The organism is Staphylococcus simulans (assembly GCF_047037175.1).
In the GTDB taxonomy this organism is placed as follows: domain Bacteria; phylum Bacillota; class Bacilli; order Staphylococcales; family Staphylococcaceae; genus Staphylococcus; species Staphylococcus simulans_C.
Map to the genome: position 1 here is coordinate 769,253 of NZ_CP178241.1, position 22,211 is coordinate 791,463.

At 35.8% G+C, this 22,211-nt stretch carries 24 protein-coding genes and 1 other annotated feature; of the genes, 1 reads left to right on the top strand and 23 read right to left on the bottom strand.

Annotated features, from left to right (window positions below; genetic code table 11):
* Positions 1 to 10: 10 nt before the first annotated feature.
* The 21 genes from hisS to ACFCT9_RS03770 form a co-directional block, all read right to left on the bottom strand.
* Positions 11 to 1,285: a histidine--tRNA ligase gene (gene hisS / locus ACFCT9_RS03670; protein ID WP_412520972.1), complete on the bottom strand. Its 1,275-nt coding sequence runs from the start codon at positions 1,283 to 1,285 to the stop codon at positions 11 to 13.
* Between the two features lie 325 nt (positions 1,286 to 1,610).
* The gene (locus ACFCT9_RS03675) at positions 1,611 to 2,486 is read right to left on the bottom strand and encodes an N-acetylmuramoyl-L-alanine amidase (RefSeq protein ID WP_412520974.1); all 876 of its coding nucleotides are present in this window, start codon (positions 2,484 to 2,486) and stop codon (positions 1,611 to 1,613) included.
* Entirely contained in the window at positions 2,483 to 2,935 is a 453-nt protein-coding gene (dtd, locus tag ACFCT9_RS03680) for a D-aminoacyl-tRNA deacylase (RefSeq protein ID WP_412520976.1), read from the bottom strand. Before dtd ends, ACFCT9_RS03675 begins: the two co-directional genes overlap by 4 nt.
* Before the next feature lie 15 nt (positions 2,936 to 2,950).
* Positions 2,951 to 5,140, bottom strand: a complete 2,190-nt coding sequence (locus ACFCT9_RS03685; RefSeq protein ID WP_412520978.1) for a RelA/SpoT family protein — start codon at positions 5,138 to 5,140, stop codon at positions 2,951 to 2,953.
* Between the two features lie 342 nt (positions 5,141 to 5,482).
* Positions 5,483 to 6,001, bottom strand: coding sequence for an adenine phosphoribosyltransferase (locus tag ACFCT9_RS03690; RefSeq protein WP_412520980.1), 519 nt, complete (start codon positions 5,999 to 6,001; stop codon positions 5,483 to 5,485).
* An 18-nt stretch (positions 6,002 to 6,019) separates the two neighbouring features.
* Complete coding sequence (recJ, locus tag ACFCT9_RS03695; protein ID WP_412520981.1) at positions 6,020 to 8,293, bottom strand: single-stranded-DNA-specific exonuclease RecJ; 2,274 nt, start codon at positions 8,291 to 8,293, stop codon at positions 6,020 to 6,022.
* A 137-nt stretch (positions 8,294 to 8,430) separates the two neighbouring features.
* On the bottom strand, positions 8,431 to 10,707 hold the full coding sequence (gene secDF / locus ACFCT9_RS03700) for a protein translocase subunit SecDF (protein WP_412520983.1): 2,277 nt from the start codon (positions 10,705 to 10,707) through the stop codon (positions 8,431 to 8,433).
* 419 nt (positions 10,708 to 11,126) lie between these two features.
* Entirely contained in the window at positions 11,127 to 11,387 is a 261-nt protein-coding gene (gene yajC / locus ACFCT9_RS03705) for a preprotein translocase subunit YajC (RefSeq protein ID WP_002481121.1), read from the bottom strand.
* Between the two features lie 17 nt (positions 11,388 to 11,404).
* Positions 11,405 to 12,544, bottom strand: coding sequence for a tRNA guanosine(34) transglycosylase Tgt (gene tgt, locus ACFCT9_RS03710; RefSeq protein WP_412520984.1), 1,140 nt, complete (start codon positions 12,542 to 12,544; stop codon positions 11,405 to 11,407).
* 18 nt (positions 12,545 to 12,562) lie between these two features.
* Entirely contained in the window at positions 12,563 to 13,588 is a 1,026-nt protein-coding gene (queA, locus tag ACFCT9_RS03715; protein WP_412520985.1) for a tRNA preQ1(34) S-adenosylmethionine ribosyltransferase-isomerase QueA, read from the bottom strand.
* The gene (gene ruvB, locus ACFCT9_RS03720) at positions 13,578 to 14,594 is read right to left on the bottom strand and encodes a Holliday junction branch migration DNA helicase RuvB (protein WP_412520987.1); all 1,017 of its coding nucleotides are present in this window, start codon (positions 14,592 to 14,594) and stop codon (positions 13,578 to 13,580) included. The genes queA and ruvB overlap by 11 nt, the downstream gene beginning before the upstream one ends.
* A 23-nt stretch (positions 14,595 to 14,617) precedes the next feature.
* Positions 14,618 to 15,223, bottom strand: a complete 606-nt coding sequence (gene ruvA, locus ACFCT9_RS03725; protein WP_412520989.1) for a Holliday junction branch migration protein RuvA — start codon at positions 15,221 to 15,223, stop codon at positions 14,618 to 14,620.
* A 12-nt stretch (positions 15,224 to 15,235) separates the two neighbouring features.
* Entirely contained in the window at positions 15,236 to 15,691 is a 456-nt protein-coding gene (locus tag ACFCT9_RS03730) for an ACT domain-containing protein (protein WP_412520991.1), read from the bottom strand.
* A 10-nt stretch (positions 15,692 to 15,701) separates the two neighbouring features.
* Positions 15,702 to 16,994: a GTPase ObgE gene (gene obgE, locus ACFCT9_RS03735; protein ID WP_412520993.1), complete on the bottom strand. Its 1,293-nt coding sequence runs from the start codon at positions 16,992 to 16,994 to the stop codon at positions 15,702 to 15,704.
* A 135-nt stretch (positions 16,995 to 17,129) separates the two neighbouring features.
* The gene (gene rpmA, locus ACFCT9_RS03740; protein ID WP_412520995.1) at positions 17,130 to 17,414 is read right to left on the bottom strand and encodes a 50S ribosomal protein L27; all 285 of its coding nucleotides are present in this window, start codon (positions 17,412 to 17,414) and stop codon (positions 17,130 to 17,132) included.
* An 11-nt stretch (positions 17,415 to 17,425) separates the two neighbouring features.
* Positions 17,426 to 17,746, bottom strand: a complete 321-nt coding sequence (locus tag ACFCT9_RS03745; RefSeq protein ID WP_002481129.1) for a ribosomal-processing cysteine protease Prp — start codon at positions 17,744 to 17,746, stop codon at positions 17,426 to 17,428.
* Between the two features lie 2 nt (positions 17,747 to 17,748).
* The gene (gene rplU / locus ACFCT9_RS03750) at positions 17,749 to 18,057 is read right to left on the bottom strand and encodes a 50S ribosomal protein L21 (RefSeq protein ID WP_412520997.1); all 309 of its coding nucleotides are present in this window, start codon (positions 18,055 to 18,057) and stop codon (positions 17,749 to 17,751) included.
* A gap of 12 nt (positions 18,058 to 18,069) precedes the next feature.
* Positions 18,070 to 18,147, bottom strand: a sequence feature (ribosomal protein L21 leader region).
* Between the two features lie 32 nt (positions 18,148 to 18,179).
* Positions 18,180 to 18,701 (bottom strand): rod shape-determining protein MreD, encoded by a 522-nt coding sequence (gene mreD, locus ACFCT9_RS03755; protein ID WP_412520999.1) that lies wholly within the window; start codon positions 18,699 to 18,701, stop codon positions 18,180 to 18,182.
* Positions 18,701 to 19,540, bottom strand: a complete 840-nt coding sequence (gene mreC / locus ACFCT9_RS03760) for a rod shape-determining protein MreC (RefSeq protein ID WP_412521001.1) — start codon at positions 19,538 to 19,540, stop codon at positions 18,701 to 18,703. Before mreC ends, mreD begins: the two co-directional genes overlap by 1 nt.
* 215 nt (positions 19,541 to 19,755) lie before the next feature.
* Positions 19,756 to 19,878 carry a hypothetical protein gene (locus ACFCT9_RS03765; RefSeq protein WP_412521003.1) on the bottom strand — a complete coding sequence of 41 codons (123 nt, stop codon included), beginning with the start codon at positions 19,876 to 19,878 and terminating at the stop codon, positions 19,756 to 19,758.
* Between the two features lie 94 nt (positions 19,879 to 19,972).
* Entirely contained in the window at positions 19,973 to 20,440 is a 468-nt protein-coding gene (locus tag ACFCT9_RS03770) for a DUF4930 family protein (protein WP_412521005.1), read from the bottom strand.
* 147 nt (positions 20,441 to 20,587) lie between these two features.
* Between ACFCT9_RS03770 and ACFCT9_RS03775 the strand changes: the two genes are divergently transcribed.
* Positions 20,588 to 20,758, top strand: coding sequence for a hypothetical protein (locus tag ACFCT9_RS03775; protein ID WP_412521006.1), 171 nt, complete (start codon positions 20,588 to 20,590; stop codon positions 20,756 to 20,758).
* Positions 20,759 to 20,814: 56 nt separating this feature from the next.
* Here the strand turns inward: ACFCT9_RS03775 and radC are convergent, their stop codons facing one another.
* Entirely contained in the window at positions 20,815 to 21,495 is a 681-nt protein-coding gene (gene radC / locus ACFCT9_RS03780) for a RadC family protein (RefSeq protein WP_412521008.1), read from the bottom strand.
* Positions 21,496 to 21,509: 14 nt separating this feature from the next.
* Entirely contained in the window at positions 21,510 to 22,196 is a 687-nt protein-coding gene (locus ACFCT9_RS03785; protein ID WP_412521614.1) for a prepilin peptidase, read from the bottom strand.
* Between the last annotated feature and the right edge of the window lie 15 nt (positions 22,197 to 22,211).

Consider the following 22,211-nt stretch of genomic DNA (forward strand, 5'->3'; position numbering starts at 1 on the left):
CTCTCTCCTCTTATTTCACTTTCTTATCTTCAAAATATGAAACTAAATCTGCTAATTGAATCGTTTCTGATTCTCCGCTCTCCATATGTTTGATGTTAATTTTTTCATCTTCAAGTTCTTGGTCACCGATAACAATCGTATATTCAGCACCCACACGGTTCGCTTGTTTCATTTGACCTTTGATTTTACGTTGCAAGTAATCTTTGTCTGCTTTAATACCGTGGTGACGTAAATCATTTAACAATTTAACTGCATAACGATCAGCTTTTTCACCCATCGTTACAATAAATAAATCTAAATGATCTTCATCTTCAATTTCGATGCCTTCTTCTTCTAACGCAAGTAATAGACGTTCGATACTTAAAGCAAAGCCAATACCTGTTTGTTTTGGACCATCGAGCAATTCTAACAAGCCATTATAACGGCCACCGCCGCATAACGTTGTAATCGCACCATCATAATCTGGGCTGTCAATCATCAATTCAAATGCTGTGTGTGTATAATAGTCAAGCCCACGAACAAGGTTTGGATCTTCCACATATGGAATACCTAATTCATCTAGGTAAGCTTTAACTTGTTCATAATACGCTTTTGACTCTTCATTTAAATACTCAGTAATACGCGGTGCTGTCTTAACCGCTTCTTTATCTCTATCTACTTTACAATCCAAAATACGCATTGGATTTGTATATAAACGAGATTGACAATCACTACAGAATGTATCGATAACGGGTTCAAAGTGTTTGATTAACGCTTCGTTATATTCCTTACGTGAATCGAAATCACCCACACTATTAATCACTAACTTTAAGTGTTTTAAACCGAATGATTCATAAATGTGCATTACCATCGCTAAAATTTCAGCATCAATACTTGGATCTTCAGCTCCGATAGCTTCAACACCGAATTGATTAAATTGACGATAACGGCCTTTTTGTTTACGTTCATATCTGAACATTGGACCATTATAGTAAAGTTTGATTGGTTGGTTCGGGTCACCTTGCATTTTATTTTCAATATATGAACGAACAACTGCAGCTGTGCCTTCAGGTCTTAATGTGATACTGCGATCACCTTTATCTTTGAATGTATACATTTCTTTTTGTACAACATCAGTAGAATCACCGACACCTCTCGCAAATAAATCAGTGCTTTCAAATATAGGTGTGCGAATTTCTTTATAGTTATAAAGTTCCATTAATTCATCTAATTTTGTTTCAATATATCTCCATTTTCTGCTTTGATCTGGCAGAATATCTTGCGTACCACGTGGGATTTTAATCATATCGTCACTTCCTTTTAGAAATAAAAAAGCCCCTTGTATGATATCACTACCACACAAGGGACGAATTTTCCGTGTTGCCACCCTAATTGAACTAAATATTATAGTTCCACTTTAAACATTTAACGTATGTTGTACGGAAGATAAACAGCAATTATTTACCTTCACCTCTTCTTGTGTTCAATAATGACAAAATTACTCTGAATAATCTTTCAGCCTAGGATTATTTCTCTTCTCTCATTTCGTAGTGTCTATTCAAGAATCGTAACGGTTTTAATTATTTTATTCAGATACTATCATAACGATTTTAAGCATTGAATGCAACTATTTAAGCTGAAAAATACATGCGTAAGCCATCAACAATGGATTGCTCTAAAATTTGGCGATGTAATTTATCTCGTATCATCATCTCATCAGTCGGATTACTGATATACCCAAGCTCAATTAAAACAGCTGGTAATTTAGATTGACGCAATACTTGATAGTTTTCTTGTCTCGCCCCTTTAGGTGATAGCATCCCTTTCTTCTGTATACTCATACTTAAGGCTTGTGCTAAGCCTTCTTGTTTGTCCTTATACCAATATACAGTTGCGCCATTCGCTTCAGGTGTTTGCAACGCATCATTATGTAAACTGATAAAAGCATCACCTTTAAGGTTTCTGTCTTTTAATTTAATGTATTCATCTTTATCGCGTGTCATTTTTACTGTTGCGCCTTCTTGCTCAAGTTTCTTTTTCAACTCTAGCCCTGTTTTTAGGGTGTAAACTTTTTCTAAAGATTTATATTTTGTTGCACTGGCAGCACCCTGGTCACCACCGCCATGACCAGGATCCAGTACAATGACTTTTCCTTTTAACGGTTTAGCATTCGGATCATTATCCGGCGGTATATCTAAATCCGTGTGCCAACCTGCTACCCAACCTTTTTGCTTGCCGTTGCTTGTTTCGACATAAATCCATTTACCTTTTTTATCAAGTTTATGGAAAGTCTCGCCTTTTTGTGCAGGGAAGATGACAGGATAAACGGCGTTAGGACCCGTTCGTAATTCTGCATCTTCTTTCATCGTCACACTGTCATCATGTTTATATTGGTAATTGGAAACGACTATAATCGTAAACACGATTATGATAAGGACAACCGCAGCAATCAGGACGGGAATCGGTTTAAGTCTTCGCTTTTTAAACCACCGTTCTATTCGGTTCATATTACTTTGCCGTCCTGACTTTCATAGATAATCGTTACCGGACCATCATTCGCAATATCAACTAACATATCTGTGCCGAATTCACCTGTCTTAACTTCTAAATCATAAGCACGTAATGCATCGTTCAACGCTTCATATAAGCGGTTTGCTTCATCTGGAGATTTAGAATTGGAAAAGCCGGGTCTGTTTCCTTTTTTGACATCAGCATACAGCGTGAATTGCGAGATAGATAAAATCTCTCCGCCAATTTGTTGCACGTTCAAATTCATTTTTCCTTCTTCATCTTCGAAGATTCTTGCATTTGCGATCTTTTTCGCAACTGCTTCTACATCTGCTTCAGTTGAATCTTTACCAACACCAACTAATAAACATAGACCTTTACCAATTTGATTGTTAAGTGATTCATTTGTTACAGATGCTTGTTTGACACGTTGTACTACTACTTTCATTTATATACACCTCAGTTAGTTCCAAACTCTTGTTACTGTATAAACATCGCCTAATTGTTTAATACGTTCTACTACTTTGAATACTTCATTGACGTTTTTAACCATCACACTTAAATTGATAATCGCATTTTTCTCAACATCTGATTTACCTGAAACTTTGACTAAGTTACTGTCAGTAGCATTTACCGCTTGCAGTACCTCATTCAATAAACCATTGCGATCGTATGCTGTGACTTCTAAATCAACTTGATAGCGTTGTGTAGAGTCTTTGGATTTTACCCATTCTACACTGATTAAACGTTCTTTCTCATTTCGGATATTCGGACAATCCGTACGGTGTACTTTGATACCATGCCCTTTAGTGATATAGCCGACAATTTCATCGCCTGGAATTGGATTACAGCATTTAGATAATTTGATTAAGACGTTTTCGATCCCTTCAACATAGACACCGCTGTCTGTAGTGATATTGTCTTTAATCGGTACCGATTTTGTCACTTCTTGTGCCTCATTTAATGCACGTTGTTTATCTAGAATACGTTGTTTTTCAGTCAATTTATTGACGATTTGTGATGAAGTGACGCCGCCAAAACCAACTGCCGCAAATAAATCATCTTCGTTTGAGAAATTATACTTTTCATTAACGATATCAATATTAGATTCGGTTAACACTTCATCAACTTTGAAACCTTGTTCTTTAATTTCTGCTTCTACCATAAACTTACCTTTTTCAATATTTGAAGAACGGTCTTGTTTCTTGAAGAAGCTTTTGATTTTGCTTTTCGCACTTGAAGAACGTACAATTTTCAACCAATCTCTGCTTGGACCATAAGAATGTTTACTTGTTCGAATCTCAACAATATCTCCCGTTTGAAGTACATAATCAATTGGTTCAATTTTGCCATTGACCTTAGCACCAATCATTTTATTACCGACTTCACTATGCACAGCATAGGCGAAATCAATCGGTACTGCGCCATATGGTAATTCAATCACATCACTTTGTGGTGTGAAGGCATATACTTTATCACTTTGTAAATCAAACTTCAATGATTCCATGAATTCTTGTGCGTCATTGGCTGTTTTATCCGCTTCTGCCAAATCTTTTAACCACGATAATTTCTTCGCATAACCAGAATTGTCTTCCGTTACTTTCTTACCTTCTTTATAAGCCCAATGTGCCGCAACCCCATGTTCTGCAATTTCATGCATTTCATGTGTTCTGATTTGAATTTCTAACGGATCACCATTAGGACCTACTACCGTCGTATGCAACGATTGATACATGTTTTGTTTAGGCATCGCAATATAATCTTTAAATCTGCCAGGCATCGGTTTCCATAATGTATGTACTAAACCTAACACGGCATAACAGTCTTTAATTGAATCCACAATAATACGAACAGCCAATAAGTCAAAAATTTGATCGAACTGTTTCTTTTGTTTCATCATTTTACGATAGATACTATAGATATGTTTAGGGCGACCGTTAATTTCACCCTTAATTTGCATCTTATCCATTTCTGCACGAATATTCTCTATCGCATTCGCAATATATGCTTCACGTTCACTTCGTTTTTTCTTCATAAGATTAACGATACGGAAGTACTGCACACCATCAATGTAACGTAATGCAATATCTTCAAGTTCCCATTTAATCGTATTAATCCCTAAACGATGGGCCAGCGGAGCATAAATTTCTAAAGTTTCTTTAGAAATTCTGATTTGTTTTTCTCTAGGCATTGCCTTTAAAGTACGCATATTATGCAGTCTATCCGCTAATTTCACTAAGATTACACGTACATCTTTAGCAATAGCAATGAATAATTTTCTATGGTTTTCAGCTTGTTGTTCCTCTTTAGAACGATATTTAACTTTCTTTAATTTTGTAACCCCTTCAACTATCATGGCTACTTCATCATTAAACATCGCTTTCACATCATCAAATGTGTAAGGAGTATCCTCAATTACATCATGTAAGAAGCCTGCAACAATCGTTGGTCCATCAAGATGCATTTCTGTTAATATACCAGCAACTTGAATCGGATGCATAATATAAGGTAAACCATTTTTTCTAAATTGGCCTTGATGCGCTTCATATGCAATATGATAGCTTTTCAAGACGTGTTCATATTCCTCTTCGGTTAGATATGATTTCGCTTTATATAAGACTTCATCTGCGCTGTATGGATATTCATTATTCACATTAGACACCCCCACATCTTCTTTTTAAAGTACAGTCACTCATTATGAGTTCTTTTGAATTTTAAGTATTTTGAAAATAATATCATAGGTTACCAGCCTATTTTATCCTCATTCCTTTAAACATAACTTGCATTGATATTAAATAATATATCTATTCTACTATACATTGACAGATAATTGAACCACTATACTCTGACGTATTGTGTGAACTTTCACAATTATCTTTTCAGTCTTGTTGGTGTTCTCATATTGTAGAATTATCTTTTATTTTAAAAACAAAAAACAAATTTTGCAAATAAATAAATGTATCGCTTACCTTTCACTAGTAAGCGATACATTATTCTACTCATCATATGAAATTAAACTTAATACTTCATAATCTTTAATCTTTTCATAACCGTGTAAATATTTTAATTCGATGATAAATGCAATCCCTGCTACAATACCACCTAACTCTTCAACAAGTTTGATTGATGCTTCAATTGTGCCCCCAGTTGCTAATAAATCATCAGTAATTAAGACACGTTGACCTGGCTTAATCGCATCTTTGTGCATCGTTAATACGTTAGAGCCGTATTCCAAGCTGTATTCATACTTAATGACTTCTCTTGGAAGTTTGCCTTCTTTACGTACTGGTGCAAAACCAATACCCATCGAATAAGCTACAGGGCAGCCGATGATAAAGCCGCGTGCTTCAGGACCTACAACGATATCCACTTCTTTTTCTTTCGCAAATTCAACGATTTGATCTGTCGCATAGCCATAGGCTTCGCCATTATCCATAATCGTTGTGATATCTTTAAAATTGACGCCTTTCTTAGGCCAATCTTGTACTTCTGAAACATATTGTTTTAAATCCATTTATTTATATCCTCCTAATTACTTAGCTAGCTGTTCTTTTATCCAAACTTTAACCTTAGAAAAGTCATCATATAACAAGAATTTCTCAACATCTATCCGTTTTTGTCTTGCTTGATAAAACTTACTAGAAGTAATGTCCTTTTTATCTACATTTTTATTCACTTTAATTATACCATGATTATTCTCAATAAAATCTAATTCATTGAAGACTTTTAACATAAAAATCAATAATGGCGGCTTGATTTTTAAATACTGACATAACTGCATACCATCTTGTTCTAAGTTGATTTCATCTTTCATGAACAACGCTTTGTAGCATGCTTTAAAATGATTCATATTCGGCATACCGTCAAAGTAAATAGATTTTTGATGATTCAATTCTAATATAATCTGACTGGCTTGAATCGATTTTAATGTTTGTGCCATAGAATCTAAATCTAATGGTAATTCTTTGAAAATATAGCGGTCGTATGTTTGTTCAATTAAATCACCATAGACATATTGATGTGCATGTGCTTTTTCAGTATGTTCATTGAGAATCTCTGCTGTTACGGCATCATCTTGCATAGCATGCTGACGTGCTTTGCCTCTAAAATCTAAAATCTGCAACGCTTCAGAAGCCATATCTTGGACTATGAATTGTGGAGATTGATTTCCATTCCACTCATTGATTTGTAATGTTCCGATTATGTTTAACGGTTCATTCGGCTCTAATTGATGCGCATACGCCCCATTTTGCCAATAAAGCGCTTGTAACTTAGAATCACCTAATATCATTTTTAGGTGTTTGCCTTCTTGGCCAATGCCTTTGGCTTGTGTGACCGCAATGCCATCTAATTCAAATACTGGACTCGTAAAATCAGTCCCAAAAGGTCTTAATTTTTCGATATCCGAGATATTTTTAACGGTAATATCCGATTCGTTTAGCACCAAATCTACTTTCTTCCTTGGTGTTAAATCTTCGTGTTCTGCAAGCTCTGCCATATGCTGATTGAGTGCTACTTTTAATTTCTCGATATTTTCAATCGGCAGCGTCATACCTGCCGCCATATGATGTCCACCGAATTTTGAAATCAAAGGTCTTTCTTTATCTAACATGTCATACATCGATACTTGTTCGATACTGCGTGCAGATCCTTTCGCAAAGTCTTGTGCAGTATCAATGTTTAAAATGATAGTCGGTAAACCGTAAGTTTCTACAATTCTTGATGCCACAATACCTAGGACGCCTTCATGCCAGCCTTCTTGCGCTAAAATTAAGAAGCGGTGCCCTGCATCAACTTCTGCTTGTGCCATTTCTAATGCTTCGTCTACAATCTGCTGAACAACATCTTTACGTTCTTGGTTAAAATGTTCCACTTGTTCAGCTAAAAATTCCGCTTCCTCTTCACTTTCACACATCAACAATTCAGCTGCTAGACTGGCATCATCTAAACGGCCTACCGCATTTAAACGAGGTCCAATCATAAAACCAATCGTTTCTTCGTTTATCACATCGTTATATCCAGCTTGCATTAACAGCGCTTTGATTGCTGGTGAAGGATGACTATTCATCACTTTTAATCCTTGTTGTACGATGGCTCGGTTTTCATCCGTTAAGGATACCAAGTCAGCCACTGTACCAATCGCTGCTAAAGCTGTAAATTCTGGTGCAGGATGATCGAGTAACGCTTGAGCAATTTTCAATGCGACACCCGCACCGCTTAAGTATTTAAATGGATAGTCAAAATCTGGATGCATCGGATGAACAATCGCATAGGCTTCAGGCAAAGTTTCACCAATTTCATGGTGGTCTGTAATGATTACATCTATATTCAGTTCTTTTGCCACTAACATTTCATGATGACCTTGAATGCCGTTATCCACAGTAATGATCAAATCAATACCTTCATCTGCTGCATTTCTAAAGGCCGCTTCATTAGGTCCATATCCTTCTGTGAAACGATTAGGAATATACCAGCCTACTTCTGCACCCAGTTCTCTTAAGGCACTGACTAGTATTGAAGTAGATGTCACGCCATCAGCATCATAATCTCCATAAACTAATATGCGTTCTTTTTTATCCAACGCCCGATTAATACGTTCAATCGTTTTAGTCATATCACTGAGCGCATAAGGATCATGTTCAACTTGAGATGGTTCAAGCAATTGTTTTATCTCAGAAGACGCAACGATACCTTTACTTTGTAATATTTTTTGAACGATGGGTGTAAGCTTTAAGGCTTTAGCATCTTCTTGTGTGATTTCTGATATATTCGATTGTAAATCCCATTTATACTTAGCTTTAATCATATAACGACTTCCCTCTTTTCCACATGTCATTATACAGAAGAACCGAGAAAATAAAAAGCAACATCTCCTCAAATCGGGATTTTAATGCGCAAAAAAACTCCCAGACATCACGTCTAGGAGTTTGAAACCCTATTATATTAAACAAGGATTTTATCTTCGTTTTTACGTTTTTCACGATGAACCACAAGTTTATGATTTGGTGCTTTTTTAAGTTGTTGTTTTTTCATCATACCCCATAATGGAACTGCGATGAAAATAGATGAGAATACACCAGAAACTAAACCAATTAATAATGCGAGTGCGAAGTTGAAGATACTTGATGCACCGAAAATTAATAATGCAACAACTACAATCACAACAGTTAATACCGTATTAATTGAACGTGTTAATGTTTGTCTGATTGAACGGTTTACAATTTTGTCAATCTGTTCTGGACTGGTAATCACTTTAACCTTATGCAAGTTCTCACGGACACGGTCAAATGTAACGATAGTATCGTTAATTGAATAACCGATAATCGTCAGAACCGCAGCGATAAAGGTAACATCTACTTCAATTCTAAATAAGCTGAATACTGCCACAATCATAAAGGCATCATGGAGTAATGAGATAATAGATGATAAGCCCATACGCCATTCGAATCGTAATGAGATGTAGATAATCATACCGATAGATGAGTAGATCAATGAAAGCAATGCGTTTTTCGCTATTTCTTGACCAATCACCGGAGAAACGGTGTTGACTGTTGGCTCATTACCAAATTCTTTTTTCATCATTGTTTTAACTTTAGCCACTTCGTTCTTGCTTAAATCATTTTTAAACTGAACTGAAGCACTATCGTTATTACCTGATAATGAAATACGATCAGGTTTCATATGTGCTTTATCTAATTGTTTTTCAACGTCTTGTTGCGTAATCTTATGATCAGCTTTCATATCCACACGTGTACCACTTGTAAAGTCGATACCTAAGTTTAATTTGAAAATAAACAAGATTACAATACCTGCAACAATGACGATACCGCTTAACCAGAACAATGGTTTCGCAAGCTTCATAAAGTTCCAATGATCATAAGGTGTTTTCAATTGATGCACATCAATACCTTCATTGATATCGTGTCTATCTTTCTTGTTAATACCGAATAACCAGAAGCTTTTCTTGAAGTAATTTGATTCTACCAACAATGATAATAAGATACGTGTTAAGAATACTGCAGTCACGAAACTCATTAAGATTGCGAGTAATAACATAGTTGCGAAACCTTTAACAGCACTTTCACCAAAGAAGAATAATACAGCTGCTGCTAAAACAGTTGTTAAGTTCGCATCTAAAATCGTAATAAAGGAACTTTTATTCGCCTTATGGAAGGCCTGTTTTAACGTTCGGCCGATTCTCAACTCATCCTTAATCCGTTCATACATGATGATGTTCGCATCTACTGCCATACCAACTCCAAGTACTAAGGCTGCTAAACCTGGCAATGTAAGTACACCATGGATAAAGTTGAATGCGACTAATGTTAAGTAGACATATGTTGTTAATGTAATGACGGCAATGATACCTGGCAATCTATAGAAACCTACCATAAATAAGTAGATAACTCCGACACCTAGTAATGAACCGAAAATTGTTTTATCTAATGCGTCTTGACCAAATTGTGCACCGACAGAGTTAGAATAGATTTCTTTAAGATGGACAGGTAATGAACCAGAGTTCAATAAGTCAGCAATTTGTTTTGCTTTTTGAACACCTTCTTCGCCATTGAATCCACCAGAAATTTCTACGCTATCAGAGTTGATAGGTTGATCCACAGATGCTGCTGAAACATATTTCGGATTTTTTTTCTCTTTTTCTTTTTGGTAACTGTCGCCTTTTTCATAGTCTAACCAAACAACCATGACATTTTCTTTACGTTTTGAAATTTCTTCGGTTACTTTTTTGAATTTCTTACTGTCTTTCAATTTAAAAGTAACAGCAGGTTGGTTGGTGTTCTGCTTAAACTCTTGTTTTGCAGAACCTTGAACTAAATCTTTACCTGTTAATTTAACGTTATCATCTGAGTCGCGAATGGTTAAATTCGCTTGTGAAGATAAAATATCTCTGGCTTCATTTTGGTTTTTGACACCAGCGAGTTGCACTCGGATACGGTTATTATCTTCAACAGTAATCTTAGGTTCAGATACCCCTAAGACGTTGACCCTGTTTTCTAACGTTTTGGCTGTGGCTTGAACAGCCTTATCGTCTATCTTATCACCCTTTTGTAATGGATTGACTTGGTATAGTACCTCAAATCCACCTTGAAGGTCCAAGCCTAAACGAACGTCTTTAACTACATTCTTGTAAGTTGCTGCCATGCCTGCAAAAAGCAACACAACAAGTAACAAGAAGGCAATTATTCTACTGTTTTTCTTCACATGAACACCTCATTATTTACTTATGTAAATAGCATACTTGATTTTTCAAATGAACTGCAAGTTAAAACCAAACGTTTCTTCATTGCACTTCATTTGAATGAACCTATATAGCTTACTACATCCTTACTTCGCTTTCAAAAATTCTTACGTTCAACACGTTAAATAAAGCGTACTAACCATTTAATTTCACATTAAATTATGTTTGACAATGCAAAACCTTATTTAATCGTATTCCAATATTGAATTATACACGCTCCTACACTAATTTAAAACAACTTTTCATCCTTTTAAAGTAATTCAAACAAAAATAAAACATCCTAAGTCAATCTATATCAGATCGGCTTAGGATGTGGATTAGGTTAATCTATGTACAGGTATTTCGCTGACGCTTTCCTATACTATGTTTTGCTAATTTTGAATTAGTCTGGATTAACTTGTTTTACAGCACCTTTTTCAAAAGTGATTTGAGTGCCTTTGTCGTTCACTGAAATAACAACTGTAGTTTCATCAACTGCGCGTACAACACCTTTGATGCCGCCAATAGTTGTTACATGTTGTCCTGATTCTAAACGGTTCACCATTTCGCGGTGTTCCTTTTGACGCTTTTGTTGTGGTCTGATCATGAAGAACCACATTAAAGCTAATAATGCAATAGGTAAAATAAGACCGGTTAAATTCACAAATATTTCTCCTTTAACTAAAAGTTTTTAGGATTTTCTTCATTCAATCCATATTGTTCAAAGAATTCCTCTTTAAAATCTAAAAGACGATCTTCCCGAATGGCCTGTCTGATATCCTCCATTAATTTTAACAGAAAATACAAGTTATGATAAGTAGTTAGACGTATACCGAATGTTTCTTCTGCTTTTATTAAATGGCGCAGATAAGCTTTTGTATAATTACGGCATGTATAACAATCACAATTTTCGTCTAGTGGACTTAAATCATCAGCATACTTCGCATTTTTAATTACAACGCGACCTTTAGATGTCATGCACGTACCATTTCTCGCAATACGTGTAGGTAAGACACAGTCAAACATATCCATACCGCGAATACTGCATTCTATCAAAGCATCAGGTGAGCCGACACCCATTAAATAACGTGGTTTATCTTTAGGCATGAATTGTTCAGTAAATTCCACCATATCATACATGACAGGTTTAGGTTCTCCGACAGATAATCCGCCAATCGCATAACCAGGAAAATCTAATTTCACTAATTCTTCTGCACTTTGTTGACGCAAGTCTTTATACTCGCCGCCTTGAATAATTCCGAAGAGTGCTTGGTCTTCTGGACGTTTATGTGCTTTTAAACAACGTTCTGCCCAGCGTGTCGTTCTTTCAATAGAGTCTTTGACATATTTATATTCAGCAGGCATCGGCGGACATTCATCAAAAGCCATCATAATATCTGAGCCTAAATCATTTTGAATTTCTGTCGCTTTTTCTGGACTTAAAAATAATTTAGAACCATTTTTATGATGTCTGAAATGTACACCTTCTTCTGTGATTTTACGTAAATTACTTAAACTAAAAACTTGGAAACCGCCAGAATCAGTTAGAATCGGTCCGTTCCAATTCATAAATTGATGCAATCCGCCGGCTTTTTTAATAATATCATTACCAGGTTGCAGCCAAAGATGATAAGTATTGCCTAGAATGATTTGCGCATTGATATCTCTTAATTCTTCAGGACTCATTGTTTTAACTGTGGCTTGTGTTCCTACTGGCATAAACATTGGTGTTTCGAATGAACCATGCGGTGTATGCACGATTCCTAACCTAGCACCTGATTGTTTACATGTTTTAATATGTTCATAAGTTACTGCAGGCATAACTATTTCACGACTCCCTTAAATAATTAACATCGCATCACCAAAACTGAAGAAACGATACTTCATTTCTACTGCTGTTTGGTATGCGTTTAAAATGTATTGTTTTGAACTGAATGCTGAAACTAACATGACAAGTGTAGATTTCGGTAAATGGAAATTCGTAATTAAAGCGTCAATGGCTTTAAATTCAAATCCTGGATAGATAAAAATATCTGTCCAACCACTTTGCGCAGTAAATTGATCATGGTCTCTGCGAATAGTCTCAAGTGTTCTTGTAGAAGTTGTACCCACAGAAATAATACGATGTCCTTGACGCTTCGTTTCATTTAACAAATCAGCTGTCGCTTGAGACATTTGATAATATTCACTATGCATTTTATGGTCATCTATATTATCAACACTAACAGGTCTGAATGTACCTAAACCAACATGTAGTGTTACAAAGGCTAAGTTGATTTGTTTCGCTTTCAATTGTTCTAACAACTCATCTGTAAAATGCAGACCCGCTGTTGGTGCGGCTGCTGACCCTGTTTCTTTCGCGTAGACCGTTTGATAACGATCTGGATCATCTAAACGCTCTTTGATATAAGGCGGTAATGGCATTTCACCAAGTTCATCTAAACGTTCTTGTAAAATACCTTCATAATGCAAACGCATAATACGTCCGCCTTGTTCTAATTCTTTGATACATTCTGCGATGATTTTACCTTCACCAAATGAAAGTTTTTGACCCACTTTGATACGTTTGGCAGGTTTTAATAAGACTTCCCAATCATTACCTTCTATTTGCGTCAGCATCAACATTTCAACTTTCGCATTGGTATCTTCTTTTAAACCGAATAAGCGTGCAGGCATTACTTTTGTATCATTTAATACTAAAGTATCTCCTGGATTAAAATATTCGATAATATCTTTGAAGTGGCGATGTTCAATCTCGCCACTCTTTCTATTTAAAACTAATAAACGACTCGTATCTCTATCTTTTAACGGCGTTTGTGCAATTAAATCTTCCGGTAAATGATAATCAAACTCTTCAATATTCAAAATTGTCCCTCTTTCCATGTTCAGTGCCAAAGTGTTCATAAGCTAGGGGTGTCGCTTTTCTGCCTCTCGGTGTACGTTCTAAAAATCCTTTTTGGATTAAGAAAGGTTCATAAACATCTTCAATAGTTATGCGCTCTTCACCGATTGACACAGCAATAGTATCTAAACCGACAGGCCCGCCATTATATTGGTTAATAATACAGCGCATCATTTTATGATCAATGTAATCTAAACCATAATCATCTACTTGTAGTAGCTGTAATGCACGCTTTGTTGTTTCAATATAAATTTTGTCGTCTTCATTTACTTGTTGGAAATCTCGTACACGCTTTAGAAGACGATTCGCAATACGTGGTGTTCCCCTGCTGCGTTTCGCAAGTTCTGCAGCACTTTCTTCGTCTATTTCTGTACCTAATACTTCTGCAGTACGTTTAATAATATCTTCAAGTTCACTTTCTTTATAATACTCTAAACGTAAATGCACACCGAAGCGATCACGTAAAGGTCCTGTTAAACTGCCGGCTCTTGTTGTTGCACCTACTAGCGTAAAAGGAGGCAAGTCAATTCGAATACTACGTGCTTCTTCACCTTTACCAATAACAATATCTAAATAGAAATCTTCCATTGCAGGATATAACACTTCTTCAACCACACTGCTTAAACGGTGAATTTCATCGATAAATAAGACATCACCAGGTTGTAAACCAGAAAGAATCGCAGCTAAGTCACCTGGACGTTCTATCGCAGGTCCTGTCACAGTTCTGATATTTACACCCATTTCGTTCGCAATGATGTTTGATAAAGTCGTTTTACCAAGTCCAGGGGGGCCGAATAATAAAACATGATCTAATGGCTCCTCACGCATCTTTGCTGCTTTAATAAAGACTTCTAAATTCGCTTTAATTGATGCTTGACCGATATATTGTCTTAGTAAATGCGGTCTTAATGACAATTCAAATGAATATTCATCATCGTGGACCGTTTGATCTACCATTCTGTCATCCATAATGTCCCCTCCTTATGACTTATTTATGAAACTAATATTTTCAAACCTGCTTTGACAGCTTCATCCACAGACTCAAATTGTTCTGCACTTAATTTCTTTTCTACTTTATTCAATTCGCGTTTAGAATAACCTAATGCTTCTAAAGCAAGCAACGCTTCTTCTAATACCGGTGAATTGCCCGATACAGACGTATCAGGATGTTGCAGTAATGTTTCTGCACTTTCATCTGTAATTTGGACTTTACCTTTCAAATCAAGAATGATTTGACGTGCCGTTTTCTTGCCGATACCCGGGAATTTCGTTAAATAAGCTTCGTTTTCGTTCTCGATACCTATTTTCACTTCATTCGGAGTACTTGCTGCTAAAATTGCCAATGCAGATTTAGGACCAATCCCCGTCACTTTATTCAAGCTTAAAAACATCTCTTTTTCTTCTTCTGAAATAAATCCATACAACAACTGTGCATCTTCTCTTACCACTAATGAAGTATAAATCACAACCTCTTGTTGGAAAGAAGATTGAAAACGATACGAGTTCGGTGTCTGAATTTCGTAACCGACACCATTCGTTTCCACCACCACGTGTGTTGGGAAAAGTTGTGTTAATTGACCTTTAATATATGCGTACACGCCGTCACTTCCTTACATCGACATACTGATAATTTCTACTTTATAAACATTTTCAATGCTTCGCAACGCAAAAATCACATCTTCAATCGAAGTCTGACTGCCTGCGGTATTTAAAGATAATGTGATGGTTGCTTTATCTTCCATCGGAATACTTTGATGAATCGTTAATATTGACATATGAATTTGAGAAATCGTATTGAGAACTTGTGCAAGCATACCCACTTTATCATGTACATAAAGAATAATTGTAAATTCTCGTGTATCTTCTACTTTTTCATCGATAGGAAAGATTGTATCTTTATACTTATAAAAAGCACTACGAGATAAACCGTATTGTCTGACTGCTTCATAAATCGACAATTGCGGATTTTCTTTTAATGCATCTTTAATTTGCAATGTTTTAATCACAGACTCAGGTAATACATCTTCTCGTATTAGATAAAACTTTTTCACTTGTTTATCGTTCACTTAGACACCTCTATTCGACGAATTCAAATTCTCCGCCTAAAATTCTTACGATATCTCCATTTTTCGCACCACGTTCTCTTAAGGCATCATCAATACCCATTGAGCGCATTTGACGTGCAAAACGTCTCACTGCTGGATCGCTGTTGAAGTCAGTCATATGGAACATTCTTTCAATGGCTTTACCACTGACGACATATGCTGCATCATCATCACGCGTAATCGTGAATGCATCTTGTGATGGTGTATGTTTGTATAATACACGGTTTACACCTAATGCTTCATCATCTTCTTTAGAGAAATCAACATCTTTATACTCTTCTAACTTATCAGCAACCGCATAAAGTAATTGATCTAGGTTTTCACGTGTATATGCAGAAATTGGAATAATTTCTACTTCATCACCTGCTTCAGTTTTGAAGAGCTCTAAATTATCTTGAGCATCTGGTAAATCCATTTTATTCGCGACCACAATTTGCGGACGTTCTTCTAAACGTTGACCATAAGATTTCAACTCATTGTTAATTGTTTGATAATCTTCATATGGATCTCTGCCTTCTGAACCACTCATATCAATAACATGCACAATGACTTTTGTTCTTTCAACATGTCTTAAGAATTGATGACCTAAACCGACACCTTCAGAAGCACCTTCAATCAATCCTGGTAAATCGGCCATCACAAAACTACGACCATCAGGCGTTGACACAACACCTAGGTTTGGTTTGATTGTTGTGAAATGGTATGCGCCGATTTTCGGTTTAGCTTTTGATACCGTTGAAAGCAATGTAGATTTACCCACACTAGGGAAACCGACCAAACCAACATCTGCCATTAATTTCAATTCTAATGTAACTTCAATTTCTTCGCCTGGTTCACCATTTTCACTGAAATCTGGTGCAGGGTTTCTTGGTGTCGCAAATCGAGAGTTACCGCGACCGCCGCGTCCGCCTTTAGCGACAACAGCACGTTGGCCGTTTTCAACTAAATCAGCAATGACTTCATCTGTTTCTACTGATTTGATAATTGTACCTGGTGGTACGCGTAATACTAAATCTTCCGCATTTCTGCCATGCATATTACTGCTTTGTCCACCTTCACCACGTTTGGCTTTAAATTGACGTTGATATCTGAAATCGAGCAATGTACGTAACCCTTCGTCTACTTCAAATACGATAGATGCGCCACGACCGCCGTCTCCGCCTGCCGGGCCTCCGAAAGGAACATATTTCTCTCTTCTATATGCAGTGATGCCATTACCGCCATCACCTGCTTTTAATAATATTTTGACTTGATCGACAAACATGTTTCTCACCTCTTTTATATATATATTTTCTAATTGCAATATCTAGATTATTATATCATTCTTTATGTACGCTTAGAAATAAAGACAAAAATAAAACACCAGAAGTTAAACTTCTGGTGTTGCGTCAACAAAAAATTACTCAGCTGCAGCGTATACTGAAACTTGTTTTTTGTTACGGCCTTTGCGTTCGAATTTAACAACGCCGTCAATTTTAGCGAATAATGTGTCATCGCCGCCGCGACCTACATTTTCACCAGGGTAGATTTTAGTTCCGCGTTGACGGAATAAAATTGATCCACCTGTTACGAATTGTCCGTCAGCACGTTTAACGCCAAGACGTTTAGATTCAGAGTCACGTCCGTTTTTAGTCGAACTTACCCCTTTTTTCGATGCGAAGAATTGTAAGTTTAATTTTAACATCTGGATACACCTCACTTATAATTTAATTTTATATTATCGTGGTACTCGTCTTCAATTGTTTGAAGTGATACGAGCATTGCTTGCAAAATCAATTGTGCTTGTTCATCGTTTACGTTTACACTTCTGAGATGGAAATAACCTCCATCATCGTCATAATCTATGTCAGGTCTTTCAGATGTTAATCCGAGGATAGCGTTGACACTTCCGAATAATACCGCTGAAGCGCCGGCACAGACAATATCATGACCATACTCGCCATGTTCAGCATGACCATCCATGATGACATCTGTAACTTGACCCTCTTCATTAAACGAAACGTCTATCTTAATCATGATTAAGCGTTGATTGCGTCGATTGTTAATTTAGTGTATGGTTGACGATGGCCTTTTTTACGTTTATAGTCTTTACGACGTTTGTAAGTAAATACAGTGATTTTTTTACCGCGACCTTGTTTGTTAACTGTAGCTGTAACTGTTGCACCTTCAACTGTTGGCGCACCAACTTTGACTGCGTCTCCACCTACAAATAAAACTTTGTCGAAAGTAAAAGTGTCACCTTCGTTTACATCTAATTTTTCAACGTAGATTTCTTGACCTTCTTCTACTTTAATTTGTTTACCGCCTGTTTCGATAATAGCAAACATACTTTGCACCTCCTATAAAATAAGTCACGCCATATATAGGTGATACGCATTCGTATACTTAAACCTATATTTGAGCGGTTGTATGTAGCTATAAACTACTCAACTGCTAAAGCTTACCATCCCTAGGCTTTCCTGTCAATTGGCAAATCTAATTTTTTGATTATTTTTTTGATCAAACCAAAAACAATGATCAATAATAATAGATTCACAAATGCGGTTGGTAATAAACGGAATAATAAAAAGTCCCAAATGTTAAATTTAATTAATCCTAATAAACCGTAAATCATCGCCTGATATATTTCAAAGAGGATTGTGAATCCCCAAACACCTACAAAAATCATCGTTTGATCTCGATAGTAAACTTTAAAGAAGAAATCCATCAAGATGACAAAAAGTAAATAACCGAACGTATTTAAACCATATATTGTTCCATAATATAAATCAGTCGTTAATCCGAAAATAATCGCAAGCACTACTCCCATACTTGGTTTTTTATAGATGGTAATAATCAGCAAATACATCAGTAATAAATGCGGAACAAAAATGATTCCTCGCCCACCGATTTGCATCGGTATGACTAACGCAATTAATGAATCCAAATAGAATAATACAGCTCCAATTAAAAAATAGTAAAATGCGCGCATTATTCATCACCGCTTTCATCAGGAAGTGTTTTTGGATCGCGTTGTGCAATATAAACGTGATCTAAATCACTTAAATCTGCCGCTGTTTTTACTCTCACTTCTTTTGAAAGCCCGTATTGGTCGTTTTCTACTTTAGTGACTTCACCAATGTATAAGTTGCTTGGAATTTGATTTGCGAGTCCGCTTGTCACGACTTTGTCGCCTTTTGAAATTTTGTCTTTATTATCAATATCACTGATAACTAATTCGTTAGTTTTTCTATCATAATGATTAATCAGTCCAAAGATATTTTTAGAATCATGTTGAATGTTGACTGAAAGCTTACCATTACGAGAAGACGTTGAAAGCAAATCTACTTGTGCAGAGAATTGATTGACTTTTACAACTCTGCCAACTAAACCTTCTGTGGTAATTACAGCCTGATTTTGTTTGACCCCTGCTTTTTTACCTTTATCAATAATTGCTTTATTCATCCATTGATCAGGATTTCTAGCAATCACTGTCGCGCTGAGCGGTTCGTATTTTGAGATATCTTTGATATCTAACTCTTTTCTAAAGCCATCATTTTCAGCCTTTAATCTTTCGTTTTCAGCCTCTAATTGTTTGATTTTCGTTTTATCTTCTTTTGATGTTTTCCCATTGAATAAACCGTCAATTGAACCTGTTACTATATGTAATGGGTAAGATAGTACGCGTTGAGGAACTGACACGGTATCACCGACATATTGTTCCACAGGCGATTGGTGATGTGATCTGATCGATAACCCTATTAATGATATAAATAGAATCAGGGAACAGAAAATAACAATCAATTTGTTATTTTTAAAAAACTTGGACAACCTGAACACCTCTATTAACTCAATTTTTCATATCTCACTATATTTTATATCATTATACACCTTAGTTAAAGTGGCAACTCTAACAAGCAAAAAATACTTAAAAAAGAGCATCAGCAATTTATTTGAAATCGACTGATGCCCAAAAATTTTCTTCGCTTTATTTTATTTATAAAATCATCTGTAAATGTACTTGCACATCATTTAAGTCTGAATCACTATTTCTTGTTGCTGTCTTTTTCATCTTCTTTATAAAGAGTTTCTTCTTTTCTCCAGTTCTCAAACAGCTTTTGCGCTTTTGATTGTTCGTCAGCACTTTTTCCATTTGTTTGTTTACTCATTAAAAACACCAAACCTCTCTATCAATGATTCAACACAAGGGTAACGCAAGCACATCTTAATTTCAAGATAATGCTTTATACGAAATGGTTTAGTCTATTTAAAATATGCACTTGGATGCATTTGAATAGGTTGCTGCATAGCTTGTAAATCCTGCTGCAGTTCAATTTCAGTCGCATAAATACGCAATTCATCTGAACCAAACTGATACATGATAAATTGATTGCCGCGTTGACCAATCAAATAGTTATCATTATAGCCCATTCTGCTGAAACCACTAACATCCATAAATTCTTGTTTATTGATCATATTAAAGATATTCTTCGTCTGACTTGCAGGCATATTATTCAAAATATCATTTTTCTCTGTAACATACCGCTGACCTGGTTTAAACTCTTCAATTGGTACATTACCGCCTTGATAAGATGAATAGGTTGTTTTATTACTGATAGGATTCCACTCTTGCTCCTTTAAAAACGGTGCATATTTTAACGCAAAGAAGACAATCACAATGATGCATCCGACTGCTATAATATTTTTAATGATGTTAAATAAAAAACGCATCTTCACACCGTCCCATTCTTAATGATTATATTGTACGCTTTTTTAAGACAATTTTCATCAGACTAGAGAATGACAGATTGAATAAATCTCAAGACCGATGCATCATTAATATATTTCAGTTACACTATACCTAAAGGAGTTGCAGCCATGTCAATTTTAACAATTATTTTACTCGTTTTATTGATTGGACTACTATTCAGAGTAGGCGTTTCATTATTACGTTTCATCATAAAAATTGCGATATTCGCCCTATTAATTTATTTGGCATATCAAGGCATCATGTGGGTGATTGATTACTTCCAAATGCACCCGCTTTAAATCAAATTATCATTTCTTGAATTCCGATAACCACTTTGAATGTGTTATCGGTTTTTCTATGCATCAAAATAACCCGCTTCAACCAAACTCAAATACTTCGCATCATCGATAATAATGTGATCAAGCAATTCAATTCCTAATACCCTGCCACATTCCTGAAGCCTTTTCGTCGTTTGAATATCTTCTTTAGAAGGCGTCACATCTCCTGAAGGATGGTTATGTACCACAATAATCGCATTACTCGACCATTTAATTGCTGCTTTAAATACTTCTCTTGGATGTACCACAGAGGAATTCAGTGTACCCACAAAAATGACCTCATGGCGAATGACAATATTCTTAGAGTTTAAAAATAAGACCTCAAACTGCTCATGCGTTAAATGCATCATTCTTGCTAGAAAATAATCTGCCGCATCTTGCGGTGAATTAATTTTCACCTTTTCTTTTTGATCTGGCGCATTCATGCGTTCACCGAGTTCAAATGCTGCTTTTAAACTGACAGCTTTATATAAACCAATGCCTTTCACCTCCATTAAGTCATTCAAAGATAAGAGTTTCAAATCTTTTAATTTTGTCGTTAAGTTCAATAAATCTTGCGCAACCTCGACACTTGAACGTCCTTTCCTGCCAGTATTGATTAAAATTGCCAGGAGCTCAGACTCAGACAATTGCTGCGCTCCTTTCGCCACAAGTTTCTCTCTTGGTTTATCACATTCAGGTAAGTGTTTGATGTTCAAATTAAAACCTCCGTTTAATAAAAATGAAGTATACGTAGTAAGTTGGGATAAAAAATAGAAAGCATGACAAAGCTGATAAATATGAACGGAATCAGTGGAACTGCTAAAATCTTCCGCTGTAAAATAAAACGAAAAACAATAATAAATAATCCACCTATGATAAACGTCATACAAAACAGCATGACAAAAAATAAATAAGGAAAGACCAAACTGAGGATAGAAAAGATTAAAATATCACCATATCCAATACTATGAGGAGCTAATATAAATAAAAGATGGAGCAGCAAAACTATAGAGATTTGGCCGAGAAAAATATGTGGTGCTAATACAAATATAACGAGGATAAAAATGAGTACGAAATGTAGAGGAATCGTATGTGTATGAAAATCATACAAACCCGCAACTAAAAGGAATAAATAGGCTGCGAGAAATAAAGTGGTAGATGGATAAATCACATTCCAAACAAGCAAAGTCATCGGCAATAATGCCAACAGTTCACCTATAAGATGTAAATATGATAGTTTGTGTTTACAATAGCGACATTCCCCTTTCAAGACTATAAAACTAATAATCGGAATTAAATCATACCATGATAAATCATGTTGGCATTTTTCACATCTTGAACGTTGTTTCAAATAATTGAAATTCAAACGTTCAACAAAACACAGTTGAAACAAAAAACTTTCAAGCACTGAAGTCATCAGTATTGCTATGAA

What these genes read in the sequence shown, in the direction of transcription:
- recJ (WP_412520981.1), bottom strand. Translation starts at nt 8,293, where the DNA reads ATGATTAAAGCTAAGTATAAATGGGATTTACAATCGAATATATCAGAA.
- ACFCT9_RS03785 (WP_412521614.1), bottom strand. Translation starts at nt 22,196, where the DNA reads ATGACTTCAGTGCTTGAAAGTTTTTTGTTTCAACTGTGTTTTGTTGAA.
- obgE (WP_412520993.1), bottom strand. Translation starts at nt 16,994, where the DNA reads ATGTTTGTCGATCAAGTCAAAATATTATTAAAAGCAGGTGATGGCGGT.
- hisS (WP_412520972.1), bottom strand. Translation starts at nt 1,285, where the DNA reads ATGATTAAAATCCCACGTGGTACGCAAGATATTCTGCCAGATCAAAGC.
- ACFCT9_RS03770 (WP_412521005.1), bottom strand. Translation starts at nt 20,440, where the DNA reads ATGCGTTTTTTATTTAACATCATTAAAAATATTATAGCAGTCGGATGC.
- ACFCT9_RS03675 (WP_412520974.1), bottom strand. Translation starts at nt 2,486, where the DNA reads ATGAACCGAATAGAACGGTGGTTTAAAAAGCGAAGACTTAAACCGATT.
- ACFCT9_RS03775 (WP_412521006.1), top strand. Translation starts at nt 20,588, where the DNA reads ATGTCAATTTTAACAATTATTTTACTCGTTTTATTGATTGGACTACTA.
- mreD (WP_412520999.1), bottom strand. Translation starts at nt 18,701, where the DNA reads ATGCGCGCATTTTACTATTTTTTAATTGGAGCTGTATTATTCTATTTG.
- rplU (WP_412520997.1), bottom strand. Translation starts at nt 18,057, where the DNA reads ATGTTTGCTATTATCGAAACAGGCGGTAAACAAATTAAAGTAGAAGAA.
- dtd (WP_412520976.1), bottom strand. Translation starts at nt 2,935, where the DNA reads ATGAAAGTAGTAGTACAACGTGTCAAACAAGCATCTGTAACAAATGAA.
- ACFCT9_RS03765 (WP_412521003.1), bottom strand. Translation starts at nt 19,878, where the DNA reads ATGAGTAAACAAACAAATGGAAAAAGTGCTGACGAACAATCAAAAGCG.
- tgt (WP_412520984.1), bottom strand. Translation starts at nt 12,544, where the DNA reads ATGCCTGCAGTAACTTATGAACATATTAAAACATGTAAACAATCAGGT.
- rpmA (WP_412520995.1), bottom strand. Translation starts at nt 17,414, where the DNA reads ATGTTAAAATTAAACTTACAATTCTTCGCATCGAAAAAAGGGGTAAGT.
- ACFCT9_RS03690 (WP_412520980.1), bottom strand. Translation starts at nt 6,001, where the DNA reads ATGGATTTAAAACAATATGTTTCAGAAGTACAAGATTGGCCTAAGAAA.
- ruvB (WP_412520987.1), bottom strand. Translation starts at nt 14,594, where the DNA reads ATGGATGACAGAATGGTAGATCAAACGGTCCACGATGATGAATATTCA.
- ACFCT9_RS03745 (WP_002481129.1), bottom strand. Translation starts at nt 17,746, where the DNA reads ATGATTAAGATAGACGTTTCGTTTAATGAAGAGGGTCAAGTTACAGAT.